Raw genomic sequence first — 24,204 nt, 5'->3', positions numbered from 1 at the left:
AACGCCGCTTGAGTACGTGTCTGAATGGAAAAGCAGTTCAACAACCGGAGCCGTCGTTTCTAAATGAAAATGGTCCGATAAAACCAGACAGGTCAGATAGAAAATATCAATAAGGATTCGGTACTAAAAAACATCGCCTCTGATCTGTCCATATCCCCAGACTCGTTATGGCGCACAACGCGGACTCTGGGGCTCAATTTAGGGCGACGCAGAACAAAAAAATTAAGTGTTTCTATTCCCAATAAAACCTTTAATAATTTGATCGGCCTGTACCTTTGCAACGGAATTGCAATATCTGCGCATTTAACAACTCACGAAAAAATCACCACATCTATTCACGGTTTTTGGGATCGACCTGGGCCAATTGCACTCGCAGAGTACGCATCATCAGTTGCGCCCAAAAGCATCGACTGCATACAGGCATTGAAACTTGCAGTGTTAGATGAAAATTATCAAATCGGCGTGCGTCAAAAACTCGAGCGAATATTGCGCTGGTTAACACTTATAAATAAACTAGTGGCAGATAAAAGAATCAAAATTACTTTATCTATTAGTGGTGATTTCGGGTCGGAGAATATGTTCTTCAGTCTTAAACATATCAAAAACTTCTTCTGCTCTGACGGTGAAATAAAAAGACCTTTTGAATTGATCGGTTCGCTATCACAAGAAGAATGGATGAATCATCTTATGATTTCGAATCAGCCTTCCGGTGAATTGAGATCAATAAAATCCGGTTTGATGGCCCTCATGATTAACCCAAAATCACAATTTGTTTGGTTCATAAGTAACACAGACGAAACTTGAAATGAATTCAAAAAAATGTCAGCAGGTAGTGCATACACCTTAGATTCGGATAGATTTTCTATCCGAGCACCAATAGCAATCACCGTGGCGCACACCACCCCGCACCCCAGATAGACGTAAAGCAAGAATATCCCCTTGTTCATTGATTAGTCCCCTGATTGATAGACGCACAGATCTGTTGCGATGACTTAGCCGAAAGCAGAGAGTAACAAGCGGTCGAGATCCCAATACTGTTTGATTTTTGCGATCACGGTGGAACAACAGATGACACAGCGGCACAGTGTGTCAAAAAATTATGCCGAAACTCCAGATCATGAAACCTTTGAAAATCGTTGTTCAAACCGACCAGTTCAATGCCTGACCTTATTGCCCCATAAAACGACTATGAGTCTCACGCTCTGAGACATCAATCTAAGTAGAATAAAGATCAACGTATAGAAACTATGCCTTTCATGACAAAGCCAATAGCTGCTCCCCTCGAGACGTATGACAAACAAGGCATGCTTAAAGCCATACGCGAACAATTCAAAGTTAGCTGGCATGGTATCCATGGCGCCAATCATTGGGCCCGTGTGCTGCACCATGGCATCACAATTGGCACAGAACGCTCTGCCGATTTATTGGTGATAGAGCTATTCGCCTTTTTGCACGACAGCCAACGCCACAGCGATGGCGGCGATTATCTTCATGGTAAGCGCGGGGCTGAATACGCCCGGTCACTTAATACAGTTTATTTTGAGCTGACCGCCAAGCGCATGGATGTTTTGTGTGAAGCCATTGAGCACCATAGCGGTGGCAAGGTGCACGATCACGCAACGGTTCAAACTTGCTGGGATGCTGACCGCTTGGACTTGGGGCGAGTCAACATTACCCCAGACGCAAGGTTTTTATCCTCACAGGCAGCAAAACATATTGAAAAAGCATACCAGTGGAGTCGCCAGTAAAAGCTTGAAGGTAACAAATTGGCAACGCTGAAGTGTCTCAGTGAGTTGAGACACTGATGACTCAAATTTCTGGACCTCTAAGTTTTACTGTAACAAAATAAGTAATCTGTATAAACTAGTTACGTAAATCCTAAAACGCTGTCGGCTACGAAGAATGCGCTATTGGTGGGTCAATCAGAACCAAACGTACCGTCACGAAATTGACGGCGGTTATCTCTGGTCGCCTAAGAAGAATAAAAACCAGGCTCGAAATCAGTTTTACGAAAATATGCGAGAGGTCTCCCCAGGAGATCTTATTTTTTCGTTCAAAGACACCCGGATCGCGGCAATCGGTATCGCTGAATCCTATTGCTATGAAAGCCCAAAACCTGTCGAGTTTGGCACCGCTGGTTCATATTGGGAGAACATTGGCTGGAAGGTAAAAGTTCGCTTCACTCCCTTAGCCAATTCGATACGGCCTAAAGATCATATTGCCCTGCTGCTGCCGTTCTTGCCAAAAAAGTATTCGCCGTTACAGCCTAACGGTAATGGCTTGCAGTCCGTTTATCTAGCCCACGTAAACTCAGACTTAGCCAGCGAGCTGATCAATTTAATTGGCGCAGAGGTGTCGCCTCTGCTTGACGCTGCGCAGACAGTACAACCTATCGCTGCTGATGATCTGGATTTTTCTGAGCTGCAGATCGAGAGCGAGATTTATCTCGACCCAGCGATCCGTGAAACCGAGAAATTGGCACTAGTACGGGCACGCCTCGGACAAGGTATCTTTAAAGAGCGCGTTCGAAAAATCGAGACTCGTTGTCGAGTTACTGGCGTTGATAACCCCGTGCACCTCATAGCTAGCCACTGCAAACCCTGGCGCGATGCTTCAAATGAAGAACGATTGGACGGCGAAAACGGTTTGCTCCTCACACCGAGCATCGACCATTTGTTTGATCGTGGTTTTATTGGTTTTGAAAATAACGGGCAGTTGATTATTTCGCCGGTGGCGCATCGACCATCGCTGCAACGAATGGGGATAGACATTAATAGCACCACCAACGTAGGCGCATTTACGCAGGGTCAGAAATCTTTTCTAGATTTTCATAGAGAGTCCGTTCTATTGCAGGTACGTGCAATTTAGTCGGATTTTTTAACTTTACAGATGTATTAAGTTTAGTCTGTTGGCGTCAGACGAAAACTCACCAGTCCAAGTTTTTAGACGCACCCCAAAATGGTCAATTTTCATCCGGCGTCAAAACCACTACATTTAAAGGTTCGAGACAACAACTGAACAAAAATATCCCTTTTTGTACTAATCTTAATGGCGTCAACTTAATCCTAGAAAATCGCCTATGCGATCAGGTAAAAAAATTGAGAAATCAAAGAAAATAATGGTTGCTATTAGGAGCTGAGCTATGTTTTCAACCGCAAAACATGCTCGGCCCCTAAACGAGTATGGACTTTATAGTCTCATCAGTGCTTGTATAAAAAAGTTGTCAAAAAGTATCACCGTATTAAAGACTGGCGATTTCTCTTAAAACACACCTACTTAACCAAAATAAATTGAAGTTGACTTGATTATGTGTAATTGCTCAATTGCGCGCGACAGGCGATCTCTATACGATGATTACGCAGCACGACGCGGGTCCGTTCATTGCATACATGAGCATAGGCTAAATCTCGAAGAACATCAGTTATGTCCAAGCAATCCTTTAACTTTGTACAGCGTTACAAACGCTAACTTAGCACCGGGTTTCAAAAAAACAGAGGTACTGGTATGAACGAAAGTTCATCTCCACTTATTTCTGCACTCGAACAACTACGCCTGAAGCTGCTCGATCTGACAGGACGCAACCGTCTTATCAATTTCAAACATACCTTAGGTAAGTCACTTCAGTTTGTAGAAGGACATCCAGCCGCTATCTATGAAAAGTTAGTTGAGACAAATAACAGAGCCAACATCAGCGTTCTTGGACTGCCCGAACCTGCGCGTAGAGAATGGGTTGAACGTAACGGTCGTCTGCAGCGACCCGAACCACGAGAGTGGGCCAAATCTGCGGGCATTTCAACAGGATTTGACATCTCCGGCGCAGGTGAAGAATCGGAAGAGTCAAATGTCAGGGCACTGATGTATCCGGACGACCTAGCTAAGCACTGCCGCAAAATCGAGCGCGAGGCTACGCTAGCAATTGAGGAAACTGGCGCAAACATGCTGTTCTTGGTGCTCGGTTTTTTAGAGTTTCCTGATCAGCGAGATAGCGACAAGACATACACTGCCCCGTTGATCAGCATCCCAGTGTCATTGCAAAAAAAAGACGTTTCGGGCATTCAGCAGTTCTCAATACAGTACACGGGTGACGATATCTCAGAGAACCTCTCGTTACGTGAAAAGCTGCGCAACGACTTTGGACTAGTCCTACCTGAGCTCGCTGAAGAACAGATTGATGTCAACGCTTACTTCGCAGGAATTCAAGCGATCATCGTAAAACAACCTGGATTCGGACTGAAGCATCGCGTCTCCCTGTGCTTGCTCAGTTTCAGCAATATGCTGCTGGTGCGTGATTTAGATCCGAACAAATGGCCATCAAACGGAGATGAAAACGGCCTCGTTGATCACCCAATCGTCCGTGAAATATTCGAGGGCAGCGCTGATGAAGCCGGAGCTGGTCTCAGTCTCGCCGAAGATCACATGGTGGAAGAAGGACCAGGGGCAAACATCCCACTTGTTTATGACGCCGACAGCTCACAACACAGTGCATTAATTGATGTTTTGTCGCTCAAGAAGAACCTGGTCATCGAAGGCCCTCCAGGCACAGGCAAGTCCCAAACCATCACGAACTTGATTGCTGCTTGTCTTGCCGAGGGCAAGAAGGTGCTGTTTGTCGCTGAGAAACTGGCCGCCCTTGAGGTAGTGAAAAACCGCCTATCGCTAGCTGGTCTAGACCCGTTCGTGCTTGAACTGCACAGCAACAAGACGAACAAAAAACGGGTCTTGGAGGAAATCGCTAAGCGAATCACCTTCAGACCCAACCACCCTAATGACCTTCCTCGTTTGCAGCAACAGCTCGAAGCTCATCGCAAAGATCTCAAAGCCTATTCAGACCTGATCAACTCCATCGCTCATAACGCGTTTGGATTGACTCTCCACCAAATTATGTGGCGTGCTGAAAAGCACCGTCAATGTCTCAGCGACGAAGAAAGCATGCTGAGCCAGATCAGTATCGGTGACGCAACTCAGATTTCTGAATTTGAGTTTGGTCGCCGCACCGACTGCCTCGGGTACATTGGCTCTCAATACAATTCAGTCGGCGGCTTCGATGCAAGTTGTACTTTCTGGGGCTTTTACCCTGAGCGGTTGATACCAGGCGACGAGGTCAAACTCACACAGTTATTCGAAGCAGCCGATGCCTGGGGGCTTGCTTTGGTTGATGCCTCAAAGCATTTATCTAATGTCCTCGGAGGCCGAGTTCATAACCTTTCTTTGTCTTTTAGTAGTGAGCAACTAACTGTGCTCAGGCGCTTGCTTGAGACGGCAAATCAACAACTACCCCTACACCTTATTCCTGGCTTCTTTGAAGATGATGAGACAGGCGCAACAGCTGCAAAAACGATCGGAGAGTTTGCCAAACAGGTCGAACACTTCCATAGCTTAGACGGTACTGTCAGGGCAGCCCTCAAATTGGAATCGAGCGTCACCAAGTCAGGCGCAGATGAACTAAAGAGTCTTAAACGTCAAGCAGATATCTTGGGTGCTGAACTAGGCACACTCAACGAACTAAGAACTCTTCATCAACAGCTTGTTGAAACAGCGGGCATGCTCTCAGCAGCCAATATGGCCGTCATAAGCTTTATCGGCGGGAAAAACATTCCCTATGACGGTTCGAAGCAGAAATTGGAGCAATTACTCAGCTTTGCCGATCTCATATTGGACGCTCCTGAAGAGCACTTCCATCTCCAGGCTCCTGGTCTGACTCGCGACGGCGCTGTTCATGCCATCGATCAATTACTTGCACTCCAATCTGAATGGACTAGGCTCGAGAAGGAACTGAGTGACTCACTTTATGTAGACGCCTTGCCGCATGAAGGAGATATCAAACAAGCAATCCTGACGATACGCGAAGGTGATGCTTGGTATCGGGTCCTCCAGGGACGTTGGCGCAAAGCCGTGGGACTGCACAAAGCGTTGCAGCGCACCAAGCTAAAGATGCCGAGCGAAAAGCGACTGGAACAACTCGAGCAAATCATCAAATTACTAGGTCTCAAAGAGCAGTGGAAGTCTTCTCCCACTTGGACACAGTTCATTGGTTTTCCTGCACCAGCGACATCATCACCCTTAGAGGGATACCTAGCCTTAGCAAAGTGGAATCGTGGAATCAAAGTTGCGTCCGAGGATATTCAAGTTGTACTGATCGACCCAATCAACTTCACCGCTAACCAGGCGCGCGCCCTGCGCCGTGAATTCTCATCAGTAAAACTGGAGATCACGACAGCAATCTCGGCCTTCAAAAGCATCAGTGAAAAGCTCAAGCGACTTTCTGAATTCAGCGGAGGCCATCTTATTGAGAAAGTGTTGGAGAAGACGAAAGAACTTACCGGATCTCTTGAGGACAGATTCGAGTGGCTAGAGCTGGAGGCAAAAAGCCAAGCCACCTTCAACCAGGTGGTAGCTGGCTGCGATGCGGCTTTGGAGCGTTCTGCTTTGAAATCACAGATACAAGCAAATGCTCGAGTCAAAACGCTCCTCGACGAACTCTATTTGGGAGTAGACACCGACTGCGCAACTGCCATCGAAGCCCTTTCATTTGGTCAAAGTCTCGACGGTCTCAACTTGTTACCACAGATAAAGTACAAGCTTCGCTCGGGACATCCAATTGAAACTTCGCGCACCTTTGTCGCTGCGCTGGAGGATGTGCATACAGGCTTGCAGCAAGTCGAGAATTTAAGCAGTACTTTGTCCCAATTCGGCATGTTTGAAATGGACGTATGGACAGGAGCGCCAGCAGACGAAGACTTGGAGCTTTTTGTCAGTGCATTGCATGAAGCCGTTCAAAAGGCAATTCAGGATCAGGACCTTCTGATTCCATGGTCGCTGTACCTCACCCGCCGCAAGGAAGCAAGTGAGCTAACGTTGAACGTATTCGTTGAGCTCCTCGAGACGAAACGAATCAAGCACGACGAATTAACAGACGCTTACGCTTACTGTACCTACAGTACGATCACACGCGAAGCCTTCCGAAACATTCCTGAGCTGGGTCGATTTACTGGGCTGAAGCACAACCAGATTCGTGACGAATTCAAGCGACTGGACAGGGAAATAATTTCACTGCGTGGCAAGGCCATCGGTTACGAAGGCACACGCAGGGCGTCACCACCGAACGGCAGGAACGGAGTACGAGTCGATGACCGTACTGAGATGGTACTTCTGAACTATCTCATGCCACAACAACGTCCACGGATGCCCGTTCGGAAAATTCTGACCCGAGCGGGAGGAGCGATTCAAGAACTGAAGCCTTGCTTCATGATGGGCCCACAAGCAGTGGCACAGTATTTGACTCCAGGCGTGATCAAGTTCGATCTGGTCATCATGGATGAAGCGTCCCAATTGAAACCCGAGGAAGCTATTGGTTCGATTGCTCGCGGTGGCCAGCTAGTCGTCGTGGGCGATCCTAAACAGCTACCCCCAACATCATTTTTCTCCCGTATGTCACAGGATGGAGAAAGTAGTGATGACCACTTCACCACCACCGATGCCGAAAGCATTCTGGACGTATGTTCGTCACATTTCAGACCAACACGTTCGCTGCGCTGGCATTACCGCTCACAACATCATTCGCTGATTGCCTTTTCTAATCACAGTTTCTACCGTGGGAACCTGATCATCTTCCCCTCGCCCTACGGACAAGGTGGCAGGCTGGGCGTGCGAGCTGTTTACTTAGCAGACGCCATTTACGAAAACCAAACCAATCTACGTGAAGCTAAACGGGTGATAGATGCAGTTGTCGAGCATATTGCAACAAGGCCTAGCGAGTCCCTTGGCATCGTGACACTAAACATAAAGCAACGTGACCTTATTGCTGAGCTGTTAGAAGAGCGCCTAAGGTCCGTTCGTGGTGCAGATACCTATCGTGAACACTGGATCAATGAGGGCGCCCCCTTGTTCATCAAGAACCTCGAAAACGTCCAGGGCGATGAGCGTGACGCGATAGTAATCTCGACAACATTTGGTAAGCCTCCCGGCTCTAGTGCCGTACGTCAGAACTTTGGGCCTATCAGTCGACAAGGAGGCTGGCGGCGACTTAACGTTTTATTCACTCGAGCAAAAAGATCGATCGCACTGTACACGTCAATGCGCCCTGAAGACATCGTTATGGATGGGACAACACCTGATGGAACAAAAGCACTCCGAAATTACCTCGAATACGCCCGAACAGCCTTCTTGACTACCGTCGAGGAAACGGGTCTTGAGGCAGACAGTGATTTTGAAATTTCTGTCATGGAAATGTTAAAGCTGCGCGGCTATGAAGTTACCCCGCAGCTAGGTGTTGCTGGATATCGCATTGATATTGCAGTCAAACATCCCGATGCGCAAGGCTCATATTTAGCTGCTATTGAGTGTGATGGAGCTACGTATCACTCTGCATTATCAGTGCGGGATCGCGACCGCATCCGGCAAGAAATTCTTGAATCGCTTGGTTGGCGTGGACGCATCTGGCGTATTTGGTCAACTGACTGGTTTCGAACTCCTAGACAAGAGACTGAAAAGCTCATTAGCTTCCTCGAAGATATGCGCAGAAGTTGGAGTCCGGAGCACGCATCTGGCGAGGCATGGATCGAAGAGGGTATAGGTGCGGGACAACCGGCGGTGCACGTAACGCCAGAGGTTGTATTGATTGAAAACTCTGTTCAAGCTGAGATTGAGCGCGAGGCCGTTAACTCGGTATTAATCGATACAGACGACGATCTGGAGGTCGAGGTTGGTGATGTGATTCGCTACGTGGATCTTGCTAAGCCTAACGAAGTGCTGACGGTACAAATTACCAGCGGTAAAAGCGATTTTTTAAATGGCATAGTTAACGAAAGTGTTCCTCTGGCTCAAGCATTTTTTGGAGCTGTTGTTGGCGATGAAGTTGTACTTCACCTTACTGGCAGTACCTCCAAGACTTTCCAAATTATAGAAATTAAAAGAACAGAAAATTAATGGCCGTCACTTTAAATACACTTGAGTCTCACCTATGGGAATCGGCAAACATTCTGCGTGGTCCTGTAGATGCGGCCGACTTCAAGACCTACATCTTTCCACCACTGTTTTTCAAGCGTATCTGCGACGTTTGGGACGAGGAGTACGGTAATCGTCCCTGAAAAAAGCGGTTGTTAAAGTTAGAATTTTCTAATTATGAGGGATTCTACAGATGAAGAAGTCACGATTCATAGAAAGTGAAACTGTTGAGGTATTCAAACGCGCCAAGGCGGTTGGTCTCATTTAGACAATTAGGTCGGCGCCTAGTCTCTCACCTCTATGGGGCATCTGCGAAGCTCAAAGTATCCACCAATATTGTGGTCTGTGTAAGAGCAAGTCGTTTCGAAGTCGTTGACTAAAAGAGCACCGCCCTCGATTAGAACCTTAAATTAATGGAGTCGAGCCGAGCATTTATGCCTTGAGACCCTTTATTTTACTGGTGGCGCATCCCTGATTCGAACAGGGGACCTTCGGATTATGATTCCGCTGCTCTAACCGACTGAGCTAATGCGCCATTTGTAGTGCGAGGTATCTTGCTGTCTTCGGTGAAACGCTGAGCCTTGCACTCAGCACGGTAAAAGAGTCTGAAAATCGATGTCAAACATCATCGTCAAACAAATCCACCGAAGTCGTAAATTCTAGCATTTTTTGCCCACTCCCGACAAGTCAGTACCGACAAACCATCGAGCAAGCCGCTAGCGCATCCCTGCTTTGTAGCTCTCAAGCGGGTATGGATCGATCTTGGGGATCAGGCCATCGTCGTAGACCATGACCTTGCGATACATATCCAGCTGCACATTGGCCGAGCGCTCAGCATCGAATAAATTGACCGACCACTCATCAAAACTGTCCTCACGCAGACGGTATTTGGTACCGTTAGACCAGGTTTCCAGCCACATACGCTTGCCGTTTTCTTCACCGGCATAATCAATCCGCCCAGTGCCGTAAACCACCGACACCACATTGGCGCCTTTAACGGTTTGCTCAGTTGAAGACCGACTCATTGATTTACCCCCCGTGCTGCGGGTGTCAGGGGGCAGATCAGCCATGGCGCTGGGGGTTGCGTAGGTCGATGGGGGCGCCCGAAAACACACAATATTTAGTAACCGACCTGAATTGATCTCCATAAAGGGGCGGCCGTTAATACCAGCCCACGCAAATGCCCCCTCGGCTTTTTCGAAAGCGTCTTGATAGGGTTGTGCGTTTTGAACTTGCATCAACTCAGTGTCGATCATCGGACCTTGGGCATTAGGCTGACTGTAGACGGCCACCCAACCTCTTCGCCAAGTTTTGTCCGTGCAGTTAAGCTCAAAACTTTGCACCAGTGACTGGCCTGCTAATTTGCCATCAAGCGCTACAAAAGCCGATTCTCTATCCTTGGCATCGACCTGCAAGGGGTTTACTAATAGCTTGACGATTAAGGTGTCATCTTTCTTGAATATTTGCGTATCGTAAAAAAGCGTGCCGGTTCGGGGATTTGCGCCGAGCTTAACCCACGTGGCTTGTCCCGAATACTCAACATTCGGTCGAATAGGCAAATTGGTCGTGTTCGGGGCGGTCGGGACAGCGATCCCCGTCGCTTCTTTCAAATAGTCCGTCGGGGTTCCGCCATCGCACGCGATGCGCTTGAGCGCGCCAAAATGCGCACCAGACACACTCTCTGCCATATCAAGATCAGGATCATCATCTACGGCAGGCAGGTTATCAACGCTGGCAATCTCCCGCTGGGGAATCGTCTCGGGCCGCCCTTTTGCGTTTGCACTTGGATAAACTGTTAAGCGTTTAAACCGAAAAACGCTGTCCACACAATTGAACTCGACATCGACAATTGCCGACGCCCCCTCTTTGTAGGGGAACACATTATTCAAGAGCGAAACAGTCGCCAGATCGCCTTTGCGATCAATGGCCGGAGAGTACAAAACATCAACAGCTTGATTGTTGAGCGCATTGCTTGAATCGCCCGCGACTTTTTGCAGCTGTATCCAGCTTTGGGCAGCGACCGCTTGCACAGCAACACACAAGCAAATCAAGACCGAGGTTTGAGCTAATTGTTTTAATCGCCTCATGGTGCACCCTATTTAACTGCATGCACCACCACCTTAATATTGATTTGTTTTGTGCGCAAGCTTGCCAGCAATCAATAGGTTTTATAGGGCAAAAATTTACCGGACAAAACCACGTTGACCCGGTCGCCTTTGGGATCAGGCTCGCGCGTGATATCCATCGAGAAATCAATTGCGCTCATGATGCCGTCACCGAACTCTTCATGAATGAGTTCTTTGATGGTGGTGCCATAGACGCTAACGATTTCGTACCAGCGATAGATCAAAGGATCAGTCGGTACCTGAGTAGGCAAAGAGCCCTTGTAGGGCACGACTTGCAGGATTTTGACGGCTTCTGGCGGCAGATCGAATATTTTGCCCAGGATGGTTGCTTGCTGCTTGGTGCAAGTCATCTGACCCAAGCAACACGCCGTGACCCATTCTTTGGATAATTTGAGCTTGACTGCGATATCAGACCACTTCAGCCCTTTTTGTACTTTGGCTGAGTAAATGAGGTCTGTTACGTCTTCGCGGGTCATGGGCTTGGTGATAGCGGTTGATTTCATGAGAAGTCTCCAGAGTGAATTAACAGAGCTATCCAGCTAAGCAATTAACATGCCATCTGAGGCTATTTAATACCTGCCCGCATAAAAGATTGCACGAACTGTCGCTGAAAAATCAAAAACCCGATGAGTAGTGGTGCGCACGACATCAGGGTTGCTGCGGTGATGATAGACCAATCAATGCCTTGATCCGAAGAAGAAAAGACCTGCAAGCCCACGGTTAAAGGTCTTGAAGTCACCGAGTTGCTGACCACCAGCGGCCAAAGGAAGTTGTTCCAGTGAAAACTGACTGAGATCAAAGCAAAGGCAACAAAGGTGGGTTTCGCCAGAGGGATATAGACATGCCGAAGGACCTCCATGGACGTGGCGCCCTCCATCTCTGCTGCCTCAACAAGTTCTTTGGGAATGCTTTTAAAAGTCTGTCGCAACAAAAAGATCGCAAACGCGGAGGCAAAATAAGGCAAACCGATCCCAAAGAGCGTATCGACTAACCCCACTGCGGTCAGCGTTTGATAGTTCTTAACAATCAGAATTTCGGGCATGATCGTGAGCTGCACCAGTACCAGCGCAAACAACAGGTTTTTGCCTAAAAACTCGTAGCGGGCAAAAGCATAAGCGGCCAAGGTGCAGATGATCAATTGAATCACCAAGATCAAGGTGACCAACATAAAGGTGTTCAAGAAGTAGCGGGCAAAAGGTGCAGCCTGCCAAGCGGCAGTAAAGTTATCGAACGTCAAAGGCGCAGACAGGACAAAGCGAGTCGCGAACTCGCTTGGGTGAACTGCAGCCCACACGGCATAAAGTAACGGGCAAATCCACAACAGCGCCAGCAGCCAGGATCCGATCACGGACAGGCTCAACACCCCAGATCGACTAATCAGCGAGCTCAGCGATCGCAGTTTCACTGATAGCGGTGCCATTGTTCGGGATGTCATTGATAGTGCGCCCGACGATCCAGCGTAAAGAACTGAATCAAACCGATCACTGCGAGTGTCATGAGCAACACCACGGTCAACGCCGAGGCATAGCCTTGATCCCAGAACTGGAACCCGATCTGGTACAAAAAATACAGCAGGACGGACGACGCATTATCAGGCCCGCCGTGCGTCATCACGATGATGTGATCAACCATTCTGAAAGCATCGATTACGGCGTTTATCAACACAAAAATAGTGGTCGGCATCAGCAAAGGCCATTGAATCCGTCTAAAAAAATACCAGCTGCTCGCCCCTTCGATATCAGCTGCCTCTCTAAGGCTGGGGCTCAAGCTTTGCAAAGCTGCCAGATAAAAAATCATAAAAAAGCCAGCTTGTTTCCAGACTGCTACGACAATGACTGCGCCCAGCGCGAAGCGAGGGTCGCCAAGCCAGTTCTGCCCAGCGAAACCGAGCGTTTGCAAGCCTTGATTAAAGAGACCGTAGCCAGGGGTGTAGAAAAATATCCAGATATTTGCCACGGCAATCATGGGCAAAATCGTTGGCAGAAAAAATGAGGTCCGTAAAAACCACTGACCAGCCAACTTTTTATTGACCCACAAAGCCATCATTAATGACAAGCCGATCGACAAGGGGATGGTCAGGGCCGCAAACCACAAATTATTGCTCAGTGAACGCCAAAAGACTGGATCTTCGATCATGATCTGATAGTTTTCCATCCCCACATAGACGGCGCTGCGGCCTGCTTTGGGGGTGGACATAAAACTATCAATCAGCGTAGTCAGCGCAGGGTAATGCGTAAAAACGAACAAGAAGAATAAAGCGGGTAGCAAAAGCAGATAAGCATGAATCTGTTTCACTACCCGCCCCCTCATTACTTGTAACTACGCAATAAGCGAGTCGCCTCAACTTGAGCGTCTTTAAGGGCTTGCTCTGGTGTCTTGGCACCGGTGAGCGCAGCCTGCAAACCATCATTGAGCGCTTTGGTCACGCGTTGATTGTCGTGTGTTGAGAACTCTGCAACCGCAAACGGCAATTGATCGCGAGCCACCAAGGCAGGTGGGAAATCAGTCGTGTACTTTTTCAAAGCGGGTGTGTCGTAAGCGGCAGGTGAGACAGCAACGTAGCCGGTGTCAATGCTCCATTGGGCGGCACGCTCAGGTTGCGTCAACCACTTGGCAAATTTATAGGCACCTTCTTGCTCGGCGGGGCTGGTCTTTTTGAAGATAAAGAAGTTACCACCACCCGTTGGCGAGCCGCGACGTTTGCCCTCAGGCAACATGGCCACGCCAAAATCGAACTTGGCGTTACTGCGAATATTGGTCAGATTGCCCGTTGTCGTCCAGATCATGGCAGCTTTGCCTTCTAAAAAGTCGCGCGGTGTGGTGCCCCACTCGACCACTCCAGCTGGCGAAATGTTGTGCTTTTTAGATAAGTCGACCCAGTACTGCAAAGCCGCGATGGCGTTTGCGTCATCAAACTTAACTGTCGTGCCATCTTGGTTCGCCAGAATCGCATCGCTTTGTGTGCTGAAGCCCTGATACAACCAGTAAGGAAAACCACTCGAGGGGACTTGAATACCCCACTGCGTCACGTTGCCGCTTGCATCCTTTTGGGTCAATTTCTTGCCCATATCAATCGTTTCTTGCCAGGTTTTAGGTGCTTTTTCAGGATCTAAGCCGGCTGCTTTAAACAGGTTTTTGTTCCAGAACATCACGACGGTCGAGCGCTGGAAAGGGACCCCCCAAGTCTTGTTATTGATCTGACCATTCAGCATAAAAGCGGGAAAAAATCCTTTCAGCCAGGCACGGTCAGCGTCGGTTTTTACAAAGCCATCAACCGGGACGATGGCATCTTCGTCAACCAGAGTAAAAGTGTCAGTCGACAACAAGATGCCCGCTGCCGGAGGCTTGCCTGCCTTATGGGCCGTCAAGACTTTGACAATAGTTTCTTGATACGTCCCTGCATAGACAGGAACGATATTGAGCTCTGGATTATCTTTATTGAAATCACTGGCATATTGGTCAATGATTTTAGTAATGGGGCCGCCCACAGCAATGGGGAAATAAAACGAAATATCGGTCTTAGCAAACGCCGCGGCGCTCAGTCCCAAACCTAGGCAAATAGTTGTCGAAGCAACCGCGATGGATTTTAATAAACGTTTCACTGAACTCTCCTGATAATTGGTCAATTGCGAACTGAATAACAAACAAAATAGCAAACGCAAAACAACCGCTGGCAAAAGCTTAGTGGAGTCATATGACAGCACCGTGCTCGTCAAACCAGTGTTGGGCACTGCTGGCCCAACCGACACCGATCGAAGCGTTTGAGGATCCGAGCAAGCCGGTCATCGCCTCACCGGCAATTCGCGCAATCAAGCTAAGCCCTTGACTGGTGAGGGTGACCAAGGCATCCGCACCGGTATATTCAATTTTTTCAATCCTGCCCTCAAATACCTGGTCTGCCGTGGCATTGAGCAGGAGTGCTTCTGGTCTGACGCCTAACCACTTAGCACCCGCTGGCGGCTGCACGCGCAGGGTGCTTGATTGAAGGTGGTGTCCATCAAGCGGCCAAATATTCATTGGCGTTTGTCCAATGAACTTAGCCGCGAACAAACTTGCTGGTCGTTGGTACAAATCCACCGGTTTCGCGACTTGCTCAACACGCCCGGCATTCAACAACACCACTTGATCTGCCATGCTCATGGCCTCAATCTGATCGTGCGTGACGTAGACCACTGACAAGTTGAGTGTTTGTTGCAAGGCACGCAGCTCTTGCCGCATCTCTTGTCTTAACTGGGCATCCAGATTGGATAAGGGCTCATCCATTAAACACAGCTGGCTATCGGCCACCAAAGCTCGCGCTAGGGCAACACGCTGCTGCTGTCCGCCTGACAGTTGCGCAGGTTTACGATCGATCTGTTGTCTCAAACCCAAGAGGTCTATCACGTGCTTTAGTTTTTGATCGATCACCGCTTGAGGCAATTTGCGAACACGCAAACCGAACACAATGTTCTCAGCGACTGACAGATGGGGGAACAAGGCGTAACTCTGAAACACCATGGACACGCCTCGCGCTGAGGCGTGCGTATGGGTGACATCCCGACCAAAAATCTGGATCTGACCGCTCGTTGGAGCCTCGAGCCCAGCGATCAATCTCAGGGTCGTGGTTTTGCCACAACCCGACGGGCCAAGCAGTACCGTAAACTGGTGTGCGGGGATAGCTAAATCCGTTGCCCCCAGCGCGACAACTGATCCCCAGGATTTGCTGACTTGTTCGAAGGTGACTGCTTGCATAAGGGCTACCCATCACATAGTCCCGTAATCTAACGCGACAAATATGACAGAAATATGACTGAACACATTAAAACAGTATCGCAGGCAAGGACGTCAACCCGCATCTGGGATCTGCCCCTTAGGCTTTTTCATATGCTGTTCGCGCTCTCGGTCACAGGCGCGGTTGCAACGGTGAAACTGGGAGACGACTGGATGGAATGGCACGTACGGTTTGGCATCATCAGCCTGGCCTTGCTGCTCTTCAGATTGATCTGGGGGATCGTTGGCTCGCATTACTCACGCTTTAGCCAATTCGTTCGCTCACCAGCAGCAACCTTACGCTATTTGAAGTCGGTCAAGGTACCCGATCAAAAAACGGCCGGACATAACCCCTTGGGCGCCTGGTCCGTGCTGGCCATGCTTGTCAGCATTGGGGTCCAGGCAACAACTGGCCTATTCACTCGCGATGAAATCATGACGCAAGGCCCCTTGGTCGAGTTCGTGAGCGAGAGCACAAGCGACTTGTTAACCAAGATTCATCATCTTAACGAGACCTTGCTATACATCTTTATTGGGCTGCATCTGGTGGCTATTCTTGTTTACACCTTGCGAGGACATGGCCTAGTCAAACCAATGATTACCGGGAACGTGCCCACTAATCGACTGCCGCTCGAGACGACCGAAGCTCGGGATACGCTGACGCTTAGGCTGTGGGCGCTTGGCATTGCAGTAGTCCTCGCCTGCGCTGCCTATTATTTAATCCAGCTATCCTAAACAAAAAACATCTTGCCTACCTGCTCTCTTGCCTGCACTATCACTCAACAATTTCAAGGAGACTAAACGTGCCAATCGCTCACAATCAATCCTGTCGTATTTACTGGCGTGGTGATGGGGATCCAAGTTTGCCAGGTCTGGTGCTAGGTAATTCACTGGGCACGGATGTAACACTCTGGGATCCGATTCTTGACGAATTGATGCAGCATTTTTATGTCGTACGCTTTGATATGCGCGGGCACGGTGGCTCGGATGCCCCGGCCGGCGACTATTCGCTGAACACGCTGGTGGATGATGTTCAAGCAGTAATCAGTGCAGCAAAATTACAGACTTTCAGCTACGCAGGGATCTCACTGGGTGGCATGGTTGGTATGGAGTTAGCGGCACGCCAACCTCAAGGACTGGCTAAAGTCGTGCTGAGCAATACCGCGTTCGAGTTCCCTGCCGGGATCTGGGGCGCACGGATTGACTCTGTCATGCAAAGTGGGATGGGTTCGATTATTGATGCCGTGCTTGGCCGTTTCTTTACTGAAGGCTTCGTTCAAGCAAACAGCCTTGCATTCAGACGCGTTAAAAACATCGTCCTGATGCAAACGCCTGGGGGTTACGCGGGATGCTGTGCTGCTATCCGTGACATGGACATTGTCAACCGTTTAAGCTCGATTGCGATCCCGGCCTTAGTCGTTGTTGGCGAGTTTGATTTATCGACACCACCCTCGCGTGGAGAGGATATCCTTGCGCGCGTCAAAGGTGCCAAGCTGGTCAATCTGCCTTCAGCGCATATTCCCGTGACTGAAATACCGCAAGCCTATTCAGCCGCCTTGCTTGGCTTTTTAAGGACGTAGCCAATTTACAAAATAAAAAGCGCAATGTGCTCTCACAACGCGCTTTTTATTCAGACTAAATATCGAACGAAGATTATTTCTTTTCGTGATAAACATCATGACAAGACTTACACGAAGCACCCACTGCACCGTAAGACTTCTTGATCTGTTCTAAATCGCCGGTGTCAGCAGCGGCCGACAACTTAGCCACAGCAGAGGTAAATTTCTCTTGTGCTGCCTTAAAGCCTGCGGGGTCCTTCCAGATATCAGCCAAAGCGTATTCAGACTGCGTGCCTTCGGGAAACGCCTGCCAAGGCAAGGCGGCTAGAGTTGACAAAATCGCGACGTTGGCCTGGATCTCTGCTTTGTCGTAGGGTTTCTGGCCTTTCATGACCGGTCCCATCCGACCAAAATGTGACGAAATTAAAGTCATCACTGCCTCGCGATACTCTTCTGCCTGCTTGGGCTTGGTGAACTGAGCGCTGGCGCTACCTGCCCAAATACAAGCAAGCAACGTAAACATGACTGCATATATTGAGGTCTTTTTCATGGGTGTACCTGTCGTTAAATATCTTTGGCTAGTTGATCTGCCAGACCAATATAACTGCGCGGCGTCAGCTTTGACAAACGTTGTTTGACGTCATTTGGCAAATCCAAGCCTGCAATAAAACCAGCCAGTGCTTCTTGGGTAATACCTTTGCCGCGGGTCAACGCTTTGAGTTGCTCATAAGGCTGGGGTAAGCCATAGCGACGCATCACCGTCTGGATGGGTTCGGCCAGGACTTCCCAGCAATTATCCAGGTCTTCATTCATGGCTGCCGCGTTGACTTCAAGCTTGCCCAACCCGCGCGAGCAGGCATCATAGGCAACCATGCAGTAGCCCAAGGCCACGCCCAAATTGCGCAATACGGTAGAGTCGGTCAGGTCACGCTGCCAACGCGAGATCGGCAGTTTCTCGGACAGGTGACGCAACATCGCATTGGCCAAGCCCAGATTACCCTCTGAGTTCTCAAAATCAATGGGGTTGACTTTGTGTGGCATGGTCGACGACCCTACTTCACCCTCTTTCAGTCGTTGCTTAAAGTAACCCAGGGAGATGTAGCCCCAGACGTCCCGATTTAGATCCAGCAAAATCGTGTTCGCTCGGCTAAGCGAATCAAATAAAGCAGCCATCCAGTCATGGGGTTCGATTTGAATCGTGTGCGGGTTTTGCTTCAAGCCCAGGCATGCGAGCACGCCAGCACTGAATTCGGGCCAGTTGATCTCAGGGTAAGCCGACAGATGGGCGTTGTAATTACCCGTGGCACCATTCATCTTAGCGAGGGGCACGACGTGTTCAATATTAGCGATCGCATCTTTTAGACGTGCAACGACATTAGCAAATTCTTTGCCCAGCGTCGTAGGGGTCGCGGGTTGACCGTGCGTTCGCGCCAACATGGGCTGATTCGCTTGATCATGGGCGATCTGAGTCAAGGCGGTTAATAGCTGCCGGAGCGCAGGCAAAATCACCTGATCACGAGCGCGCGTCAGCATTAAGGCGTGTGACGTGTTGTTAATATCCTCGGAGGTACAGGCAAAGTGAATAAATTCACCCGCTCGCGCTAATTCTGGCGAATCGGCGACTTTCTCTTTTAGCCAATACTCGACCGCTTTGACGTCATGGTTGGTGACGCGCTCAATGTCTTTGATCCGTTGGGCATCGGTTTCAGAAAAATTTGACACCAGGGCATTCAAACGGGCCTTTGACGCCTCAGAGAAAGGGGTCAACTCTGACAAACCCGCCTCTGACAGACCGAGCAACCAGGCAATTTCGACTTCTACCCGATGGGCCATGAAGCCGCCTTCTGACAATAAAGGTCTTAAGCCATCGCAACGAGAGGCATAGCGCCCGTCTAGCGGAGAAAGGGCGTTCAAAAGCGTAATACCTGGGTTGCTTTGCATGAGAGTTTCGGTCAAAAACAAGTAAAAAAAACGACAAAATCGGCCGAGATCATTTTATCACCCAGCAAATCGCATCCAGAACGGGATTAGACGATACACTAAGTGTCAAATTCGTTTTAGACGCAGGCTCATGAAACTCATTGCTTCCATTACCAGTCCTTATGTGCGAAAAGTTCGCGTCGTGATGGCTGAAAAAAAACTCGACTACCAAATTGAATTAGAAAACGTTTGGGCCCCTGATAGCAAAATCCAGTCATTCAATCCGCTGGGCAAGGTACCCTGCCTTATCATGGAAGACAACAGTTCACTGTTTGATTCTGCCGTGATTGTTGAATACCTAGATACTTTATCCCCTGTCAGCCGCTTAATCCCGCAAGGGGGTCGCGACCGCGCTGCCGTCAAATGTTGGGAAGCCCTAGCCGATGGTGCGATGGATGCCTGCGTCATCATCATCAAAGAACTGCAACGCCCGGCCAAACAGCAAAGCGCAGAATGGATAGAGCGTCAGTACGGCAAGATCAAGGCAACCATTGAGCACATGGAGAAGGGCCTGGGTGACGACCCCTTTTGCATGGGGATCAACTTTACCCTCGCTGATATCGCAGTCGGCTGCTTGTTAGGCCTGTTGGATTTCAGGTTTGCTCATCTCGAATGGCGCAACGAGCATCCAAACCTTGATCGGCTGTACCAGAAGCTAGCTGCCCGGCAATCGTTTCTCGATACCGTGCCTGTTGCGGCTTGAAGTTGCGGCCTAATTTATCAATAAACGTCAGTCAATAATCCCACCCCCGAGGCACACATCCCCGTCGTACAAGACGGCGGATTGCCCGGGTGTCACCGCCCACTGCGGCTCGTCGAAAGACAATTTAAACTGCCTGCCTTCCGTTTGTGTCACTGAACACGACGAGTCCGCCTGCCGATATCTGGTCTTGGCGCAATACTGACCTAAAGCAGGGGGTGGACCCGCCACCCAACTAGCCTGTTCAGCAAGCAGGTGCTCGTCGAGCAACCACGGGTGATCGTGCCCCGCCACAACATAAAGCGCATTGTTAGCCATGTCTTTGCGGGCAACGTACCAAATCGGGCCCGTGCCGTCCTCCCCTTGTTGACCCTTTACGCCACCGACGCCCAGACCCTTGCGCTGACCGATTGTGTAAAAAGACAAGCCATGGTGAGTACCAATTTGCTCGCCGGCTTCGGTCAATATCGGACCAGGCTTGGTAGGTAAATAACGATTCAGAAATTCACGAAAAGGTCGTTCACCAATAAAACAAATCCCAGTCGAGTCTTTCTTGGCAGCATTGGGCAAACCTAAGTCGTGAGCAATACGACGTACTTCTGTTTTGGCGATTTCACCGAGCGGGAATAAGGTTTTTGCCAGCTGGGCTTGGTTTAATCGGTGCAAAAAATAACTTTGATCCTTGGTGTGATCAAGCGCCTTGAGTAACTCATAGCGCTCGCCTGATTCGTCGGTCACTTTTCTGACACGGGCATAGTGGCCGGTTGCAATGTGGTCTGCGCCTAAAGACATTGCGTGATCTAAGAAAGCCTTGAATTTAATCTCGGCGTTACACAAGACATCTGGATTGGGGGTACGACCGGCTGAGTATTCTCGCAAGAAATCCGCAAAAACGCGATCTTTGTACTCGGCTGCAAAATTGACGGCTTCGATATCAACGCCTACGACATCTGCGACGCTCGCTGCATCGAGCCAGTCTTGACGGGTCGAGCAATATTCAGAGTCGTCGTCGTCTTCCCAGTTTTTCATGAACAAACCGATCACCTCGTAGCCTTGCTCTTTAAGCAACCACGCAGTCACGGAAGAATCGACGCCGCCGGACATGCCGACCACCACGCGTTTTTTTGAAAGTTTAGGGTTTGTCATAATTAGCTAAATTGTAGTCTGACTCAAACAGTTGGCTGGTCTGGTGTATAAACAATTCTTTTTACCTAATAGACGGACAGATCTATGCGAATCGGAATCCTGCGAGAAACTCGCGATCACGAAACCAGAGTGGCTGGCACACCAGAGACGGTAAAGAAATACGTCACAGCTGGACACGAAGTCCTGGTCGAACCGGGTGCGGGGCTCGCTGCGCATTTTACCGACGAAGCCTACACCGCAGCGGGTGCCAAGCTGGCCGCGTCGGCACAGTGCCTGGACGCAGAACTGATTTTAAAAGTCAGAGCACCCTCACCCGAAGAAATAAGCAAAATCAAGTCAGGGACAGTGGTGGTTGGCATGCTGGATCCCTTTGATAGCGAAGGCATTAACGCGCTGAACGCTGCAGGAATCACAGCTTTTGCGCTGGAGGCGGCCCCACGGATTACCCGGGCACAAAGCCTGGATGTCTTGTCGTCGCAAGCTAACTTGGCTGGTTACAAGGCTGTTTTATTAGCCGCGCACTACTACGGTCGGATGTTTCCCATGATGATGACGGCTGCTGGCACCTTGAAGGCGGCTCGGGCCGTTGTTTTAGGGGCCGGTGTTGCTGGCTTGCAAGCCATTGCAACGGCCAAGCGCTTAGGCGCCGTTGTTGAAGCGTCTGACGTGCGACCAGCTGCTAAAGAACAAATTGAGTCCTTGGGCGGTAAATTCATCGACGTGCCTTTCGAGACCGATGAAGAACGCGAAATTGCCAAAGGTGTTGGCGGCTATGCACGACCCATGCCAGCCTCCTGGATGGCTCGCCAAGCCGTGCTGGTCGCTGAGCGTTGCAAACAAGCAGACATCGTCATCACGACCGCTTTAATCCCCGGCCGCCCTGCACCCACTCTAGTCTCAGCAGAAACGGTGTTTGGCATGAAGCCTGGCTCTGTCATCGTTGATTTGGCAGTTGAGCGTGGTGGTAACTGCCCGCTTTCAGTCAAAGGCGAAGTTGTCGAACACCACGGAGTAAAACTCGTTGGTCTGACCAATTTGCCTGGCATGGTGGCGACGGACGCCTCAGCGCTTTATTCGCGCAACCTGATGGATTTTCTGAAGCTCATCATCGATAAAGACGCCAAACTCGCCATCAATCATGAGGACGAAATCGTACAAGCTTGCTTGATGTGCGCCAATGGCGAAGTCAAAAGGAAAAACTAATGGAAGCAATTGACCACACCTTGATCAATGTGATCATTTTTGTTTTAGCGATATACGTGGGCTATCACGTCGTTTGGAACGTCACCCCCGCGCTTCATACGCCCTTGATGGCTGTCACAAACGCCATCTCTGCAATCATCATTGTGGGTGCGATGCTCGCCGCAGGGTTGACAGAGGGCGGTTTGGCACGCGGCATGGGCGTTTTTGCCGTAGCCCTAGCGGCCGTGAATGTCTTTGGCGGCTTTTTAGTGACCAGAAGAATGTTAGAAATGTTCAAGAAAAAAGATAAAAAAGCCTTACCTGCTAAAGCTCAGGGAGACGTCAAATGATCTCCATGAATCTAGTAACCCTTTTGTATCTGATCGCCTCAATTTGTTTCATCCAAGCCTTAAAGGGACTATCTCATCCCAACACGTCGCGCCTGGGTAACGCTTTTGGCATGGTTGGCATGTTGATCGCCGTCGTCACAACGGCGGTACTGATTGTCGGTCAGGCACGCACCGGAATGAGTGTTGCTGGTTTGGGTTGGGTGCTACTTGGCCTCTTGATCGGCGGCAGCGTCGGCACCTTGATGGCCAAGCGCGTGGAGATGACCAAGATGCCAGAGCTGGTTGCCTTCATGCACAGCATGATCGGCTTGGCCGCTGTGGCCATTGCAATCGCGATTGTTGCTGAACCTCAAGCCTTTAAGCTCGTGATGGCTGCCGGTGACCCTATCCCCGTGGGTAATCGTCTTGAATTGTTCATCGGCACCTTCGTCGGTGCGGTCACCTTCTCTGGCTCGGTCATTGCTTTTGGCAAACTATCCGGCAAATATAAATTTCGTTTGTTTCAAGGTGCGCCCGTCGTCTTTAAAGGTCAGCATCTCTTCAATTTGCTGGTCGCGTTGACCATGCTCGGCTGCGGCATTGCTTTCATGCTGACACAAAGCTGGACACCTTTTGTCATCATGACAGCACTAGCCTTTGTGCTCGGTGTGCTGATCATCATCCCAATCGGTGGTGCGGATATGCCCGTCGTTGTGTCGATGCTCAATAGCTATTCAGGCTGGGCTGCCGCAGGAATTGGTTTCTCGCTAAACAACCCCATGCTTATCATTGCGGGGTCTTTGGTGGGTTCGTCAGGCGCCATCCTGTCTTACATCATGTGTAAGGCCATGAACCGGTCGTTCATCAACGTGATCATGGGTGGCTTTGGTGCAACCCCCGAGGCCGGCGGTGCGGCTGGCGCGCAAGCCCAACGCAACGTCAGAAGCGGCAGCTCTGATGATGCGGCCTTTCTGCTAACCAATGCAGAGACGGTCATCATCGTGCCTGGCTATGGCCTGGCAGTCGCACGTGCCCAACATGCGCTGAAAGAGCTGGTAGAAAAACTGATCGCGCACGGCGTCACAGTTAAGTATGCCATCCATCCTGTGGCTGGCCGTATGCCAGGCCACATGAACGTGCTGCTCGCAGAGGCAGAAGTCCCCTACGATCAGGTGTTCGAGATGGACGACATCAATAGTGAGTTTTCGCAGACGGATGTGGTGTTGGTGCTAGGCGCAAACGACGTCGTTAATCCTGCGGCCAAGAATGATCCCAAATCAGTCATTGCTGGTATGCCAATCCTTGAGGCTTATAAGGCACGCAACATTATCGTTAATAAACGCTCGATGGCTGCGGGTTATGCCGGTCTGGACAACGAACTCTTCTATCTCGACAAAACCATGATGGTATTTGGTGATGCAAAGAAGGTGATCGAAGATATCATTAAGGCGGTTGAGAACTCTTGACGAGTTTTATCGTGACGAGTTTGC

At 49.7% G+C, this 24,204-nt stretch carries 19 protein-coding genes, 1 tRNA gene and 1 pseudogene; 11 read left to right on the top strand and 10 right to left on the bottom strand.

All coding sequences use genetic code 11. The features are described 5' to 3' along the window. Window positions 1–258: 258 nt before the first annotated feature. The 5 genes and pseudogenes from BCM14_RS01445 to BCM14_RS01425 all read left to right on the top strand — a co-directional run. Entirely contained in the window at window positions 259–804 is a 546-nt protein-coding gene (locus BCM14_RS01445) for a hypothetical protein (RefSeq protein WP_106226227.1), read from the top strand. Between the two features lie 452 nt (window positions 805–1,256). Then, complete coding sequence (locus BCM14_RS01440; protein ID WP_146129710.1) at window positions 1,257–1,748, top strand: HD domain-containing protein; 492 nt, start codon at window positions 1,257–1,259, stop codon at window positions 1,746–1,748. Between the two features lie 154 nt (window positions 1,749–1,902). Further along, window positions 1,903–2,868, top strand: coding sequence for an HNH endonuclease (locus BCM14_RS01435; RefSeq protein WP_106226225.1), 966 nt, complete (start codon window positions 1,903–1,905; stop codon window positions 2,866–2,868). A gap of 636 nt (window positions 2,869–3,504) precedes the next feature. Then, window positions 3,505–8,925, top strand: a complete 5,421-nt coding sequence (locus BCM14_RS01430) for a DUF4011 domain-containing protein (protein WP_106226224.1) — start codon at window positions 3,505–3,507, stop codon at window positions 8,923–8,925. Further along, window positions 8,925–9,071, top strand: a pseudogene (locus tag BCM14_RS01425) (type I restriction-modification system subunit M N-terminal domain-containing protein); the annotation flags it as partial. The gene BCM14_RS01430 and the pseudogene BCM14_RS01425, both read left to right, overlap by 1 nt. 330 nt (window positions 9,072–9,401) lie before the next feature. On the opposite strand, the gene BCM14_RS01420 reads toward BCM14_RS01425, so the two are convergent. The 7 genes from BCM14_RS01420 to BCM14_RS01390 all read right to left on the bottom strand — a co-directional run bounded on the left by BCM14_RS01420 (window position 9,402) and on the right by BCM14_RS01390 (window position 15,800). Further along, window positions 9,402–9,478 (bottom strand) — tRNA-Met (locus tag BCM14_RS01420). Window positions 9,479–9,659: 181 nt separating this feature from the next. Then, window positions 9,660–11,030, bottom strand: a complete 1,371-nt coding sequence (locus BCM14_RS01415) for a surface-adhesin E family protein (protein WP_106226223.1) — start codon at window positions 11,028–11,030, stop codon at window positions 9,660–9,662. Window positions 11,031–11,101: 71 nt separating this feature from the next. Next, entirely contained in the window at window positions 11,102–11,545 is a 444-nt protein-coding gene (cynS, locus tag BCM14_RS01410) for a cyanase (protein ID WP_106226232.1), read from the bottom strand. An 89-nt stretch (window positions 11,546–11,634) separates the two neighbouring features. Then, on the bottom strand, window positions 11,635–12,504 hold the full coding sequence (locus tag BCM14_RS01405) for a carbohydrate ABC transporter permease (RefSeq protein ID WP_259673355.1): 870 nt from the start codon (window positions 12,502–12,504) through the stop codon (window positions 11,635–11,637). Beyond that, the gene (locus BCM14_RS01400) at window positions 12,501–13,379 is read right to left on the bottom strand and encodes a carbohydrate ABC transporter permease (protein WP_106226221.1); all 879 of its coding nucleotides are present in this window, start codon (window positions 13,377–13,379) and stop codon (window positions 12,501–12,503) included. The genes BCM14_RS01405 and BCM14_RS01400 overlap by 4 nt, the downstream gene beginning before the upstream one ends. Beyond that, window positions 13,379–14,671 carry an ABC transporter substrate-binding protein gene (locus tag BCM14_RS01395; RefSeq protein WP_106226231.1) on the bottom strand — a complete coding sequence of 431 codons (1,293 nt, stop codon included), beginning with the start codon at window positions 14,669–14,671 and terminating at the stop codon, window positions 13,379–13,381. Before BCM14_RS01395 ends, BCM14_RS01400 begins: the two co-directional genes overlap by 1 nt. Before the next feature lie 88 nt (window positions 14,672–14,759). Next, window positions 14,760–15,800 (bottom strand): ABC transporter ATP-binding protein, encoded by a 1,041-nt coding sequence (locus tag BCM14_RS01390; RefSeq protein ID WP_106226220.1) that lies wholly within the window; start codon window positions 15,798–15,800, stop codon window positions 14,760–14,762. A 54-nt stretch (window positions 15,801–15,854) separates the two neighbouring features. Here BCM14_RS01390 and BCM14_RS01385 point away from each other — a divergent pair, with 54 nt between their 5' ends. Continuing rightward, complete coding sequence (locus tag BCM14_RS01385) at window positions 15,855–16,553, top strand: cytochrome b/b6 domain-containing protein (protein WP_106226219.1); 699 nt, start codon at window positions 15,855–15,857, stop codon at window positions 16,551–16,553. A 68-nt stretch (window positions 16,554–16,621) separates the two neighbouring features. Continuing rightward, window positions 16,622–17,398: a 3-oxoadipate enol-lactonase gene (gene pcaD / locus BCM14_RS01380; RefSeq protein ID WP_259673354.1), complete on the top strand. Its 777-nt coding sequence runs from the start codon at window positions 16,622–16,624 to the stop codon at window positions 17,396–17,398. Between the two features lie 73 nt (window positions 17,399–17,471). Here the strand turns inward: pcaD and BCM14_RS01375 are convergent, their stop codons facing one another. Continuing rightward, window positions 17,472–17,927, bottom strand: a complete 456-nt coding sequence (locus BCM14_RS01375; protein WP_106226217.1) for a c-type cytochrome — start codon at window positions 17,925–17,927, stop codon at window positions 17,472–17,474. A 14-nt stretch (window positions 17,928–17,941) separates the two neighbouring features. Next, window positions 17,942–19,318, bottom strand: a complete 1,377-nt coding sequence (gene purB / locus BCM14_RS01370) for an adenylosuccinate lyase (protein WP_106226216.1) — start codon at window positions 19,316–19,318, stop codon at window positions 17,942–17,944. A 130-nt stretch (window positions 19,319–19,448) separates the two neighbouring features. Between purB and BCM14_RS01365 the strand changes: the two genes are divergently transcribed. Continuing rightward, the gene (locus BCM14_RS01365; protein WP_106226215.1) at window positions 19,449–20,060 is read left to right on the top strand and encodes a glutathione S-transferase C-terminal domain-containing protein; all 612 of its coding nucleotides are present in this window, start codon (window positions 19,449–19,451) and stop codon (window positions 20,058–20,060) included. A 27-nt stretch (window positions 20,061–20,087) separates the two neighbouring features. Here BCM14_RS01365 and mnmA read toward each other — a convergent pair whose 3' ends face one another. After that, a complete protein-coding gene (gene mnmA / locus BCM14_RS01360; protein WP_106226214.1) occupies window positions 20,088–21,203 on the bottom strand; it encodes a tRNA 2-thiouridine(34) synthase MnmA in 1,116 nt (371 codons plus the stop codon). A gap of 84 nt (window positions 21,204–21,287) precedes the next feature. Here mnmA and BCM14_RS01355 point away from each other — a divergent pair, with 84 nt between their 5' ends. From BCM14_RS01355 to BCM14_RS01345, 3 genes are read left to right on the top strand one after another with little or no spacing between them, the layout of a single operon-like run. After that, window positions 21,288–22,406: a Re/Si-specific NAD(P)(+) transhydrogenase subunit alpha gene (locus BCM14_RS01355; RefSeq protein WP_106226213.1), complete on the top strand. Its 1,119-nt coding sequence runs from the start codon at window positions 21,288–21,290 to the stop codon at window positions 22,404–22,406. Beyond that, complete coding sequence (locus tag BCM14_RS01350) at window positions 22,406–22,735, top strand: NAD(P) transhydrogenase subunit alpha part 2 (RefSeq protein WP_106226212.1); 330 nt, start codon at window positions 22,406–22,408, stop codon at window positions 22,733–22,735. The genes BCM14_RS01355 and BCM14_RS01350 overlap by 1 nt, the downstream gene beginning before the upstream one ends. Then, window positions 22,732–24,180: an NAD(P)(+) transhydrogenase (Re/Si-specific) subunit beta gene (locus BCM14_RS01345; protein WP_106226211.1), complete on the top strand. Its 1,449-nt coding sequence runs from the start codon at window positions 22,732–22,734 to the stop codon at window positions 24,178–24,180. The genes BCM14_RS01350 and BCM14_RS01345 overlap by 4 nt, the downstream gene beginning before the upstream one ends. Window positions 24,181–24,204: the final 24 nt, after the last annotated feature.

Source organism: Jezberella montanilacus (assembly GCF_003003055.1).
GTDB lineage: Bacteria > Pseudomonadota > Gammaproteobacteria > Burkholderiales > Burkholderiaceae_B > Zwartia > Zwartia montanilacus.
Note: the sequence above shows the minus strand (reverse complement) of the source record. Positions and strands in the feature narration are given on the sequence as shown.

Coding starts and splice junctions, on each gene's coding strand:
- BCM14_RS01440 (WP_146129710.1), top strand. CDS start 1,257: ATGACAAAGCCAATAGCTGCTCCCCTCGAGACGTATGACAAACAAGGC.
- BCM14_RS01435 (WP_106226225.1), top strand. CDS start 1,903: ATGCGCTATTGGTGGGTCAATCAGAACCAAACGTACCGTCACGAAATT.
- BCM14_RS01430 (WP_106226224.1), top strand. CDS start 3,505: ATGAACGAAAGTTCATCTCCACTTATTTCTGCACTCGAACAACTACGC.
- BCM14_RS01415 (WP_106226223.1), bottom strand. CDS start 11,030: ATGAGGCGATTAAAACAATTAGCTCAAACCTCGGTCTTGATTTGCTTG.
- cynS (WP_106226232.1), bottom strand. CDS start 11,545: ATGACCCGCGAAGACGTAACAGACCTCATTTACTCAGCCAAAGTACAA.
- BCM14_RS01405 (WP_259673355.1), bottom strand. CDS start 12,504: ATGACATCCCGAACAATGGCACCGCTATCAGTGAAACTGCGATCGCTG.
- BCM14_RS01400 (WP_106226221.1), bottom strand. CDS start 13,379: ATGAGGGGGCGGGTAGTGAAACAGATTCATGCTTATCTGCTTTTGCTA.
- BCM14_RS01390 (WP_106226220.1), bottom strand. CDS start 15,800: ATGCAAGCAGTCACCTTCGAACAAGTCAGCAAATCCTGGGGATCAGTT.
- BCM14_RS01385 (WP_106226219.1), top strand. CDS start 15,855: ATGACTGAACACATTAAAACAGTATCGCAGGCAAGGACGTCAACCCGC.
- BCM14_RS01375 (WP_106226217.1), bottom strand. CDS start 17,927: ATGAAAAAGACCTCAATATATGCAGTCATGTTTACGTTGCTTGCTTGT.
- purB (WP_106226216.1), bottom strand. CDS start 19,318: ATGCAAAGCAACCCAGGTATTACGCTTTTGAACGCCCTTTCTCCGCTA.
- BCM14_RS01365 (WP_106226215.1), top strand. CDS start 19,449: ATGAAACTCATTGCTTCCATTACCAGTCCTTATGTGCGAAAAGTTCGC.
- mnmA (WP_106226214.1), bottom strand. CDS start 21,203: ATGACAAACCCTAAACTTTCAAAAAAACGCGTGGTGGTCGGCATGTCC.
- BCM14_RS01355 (WP_106226213.1), top strand. CDS start 21,288: ATGCGAATCGGAATCCTGCGAGAAACTCGCGATCACGAAACCAGAGTG.
- BCM14_RS01350 (WP_106226212.1), top strand. CDS start 22,406: ATGGAAGCAATTGACCACACCTTGATCAATGTGATCATTTTTGTTTTA.
- BCM14_RS01345 (WP_106226211.1), top strand. CDS start 22,732: ATGATCTCCATGAATCTAGTAACCCTTTTGTATCTGATCGCCTCAATT.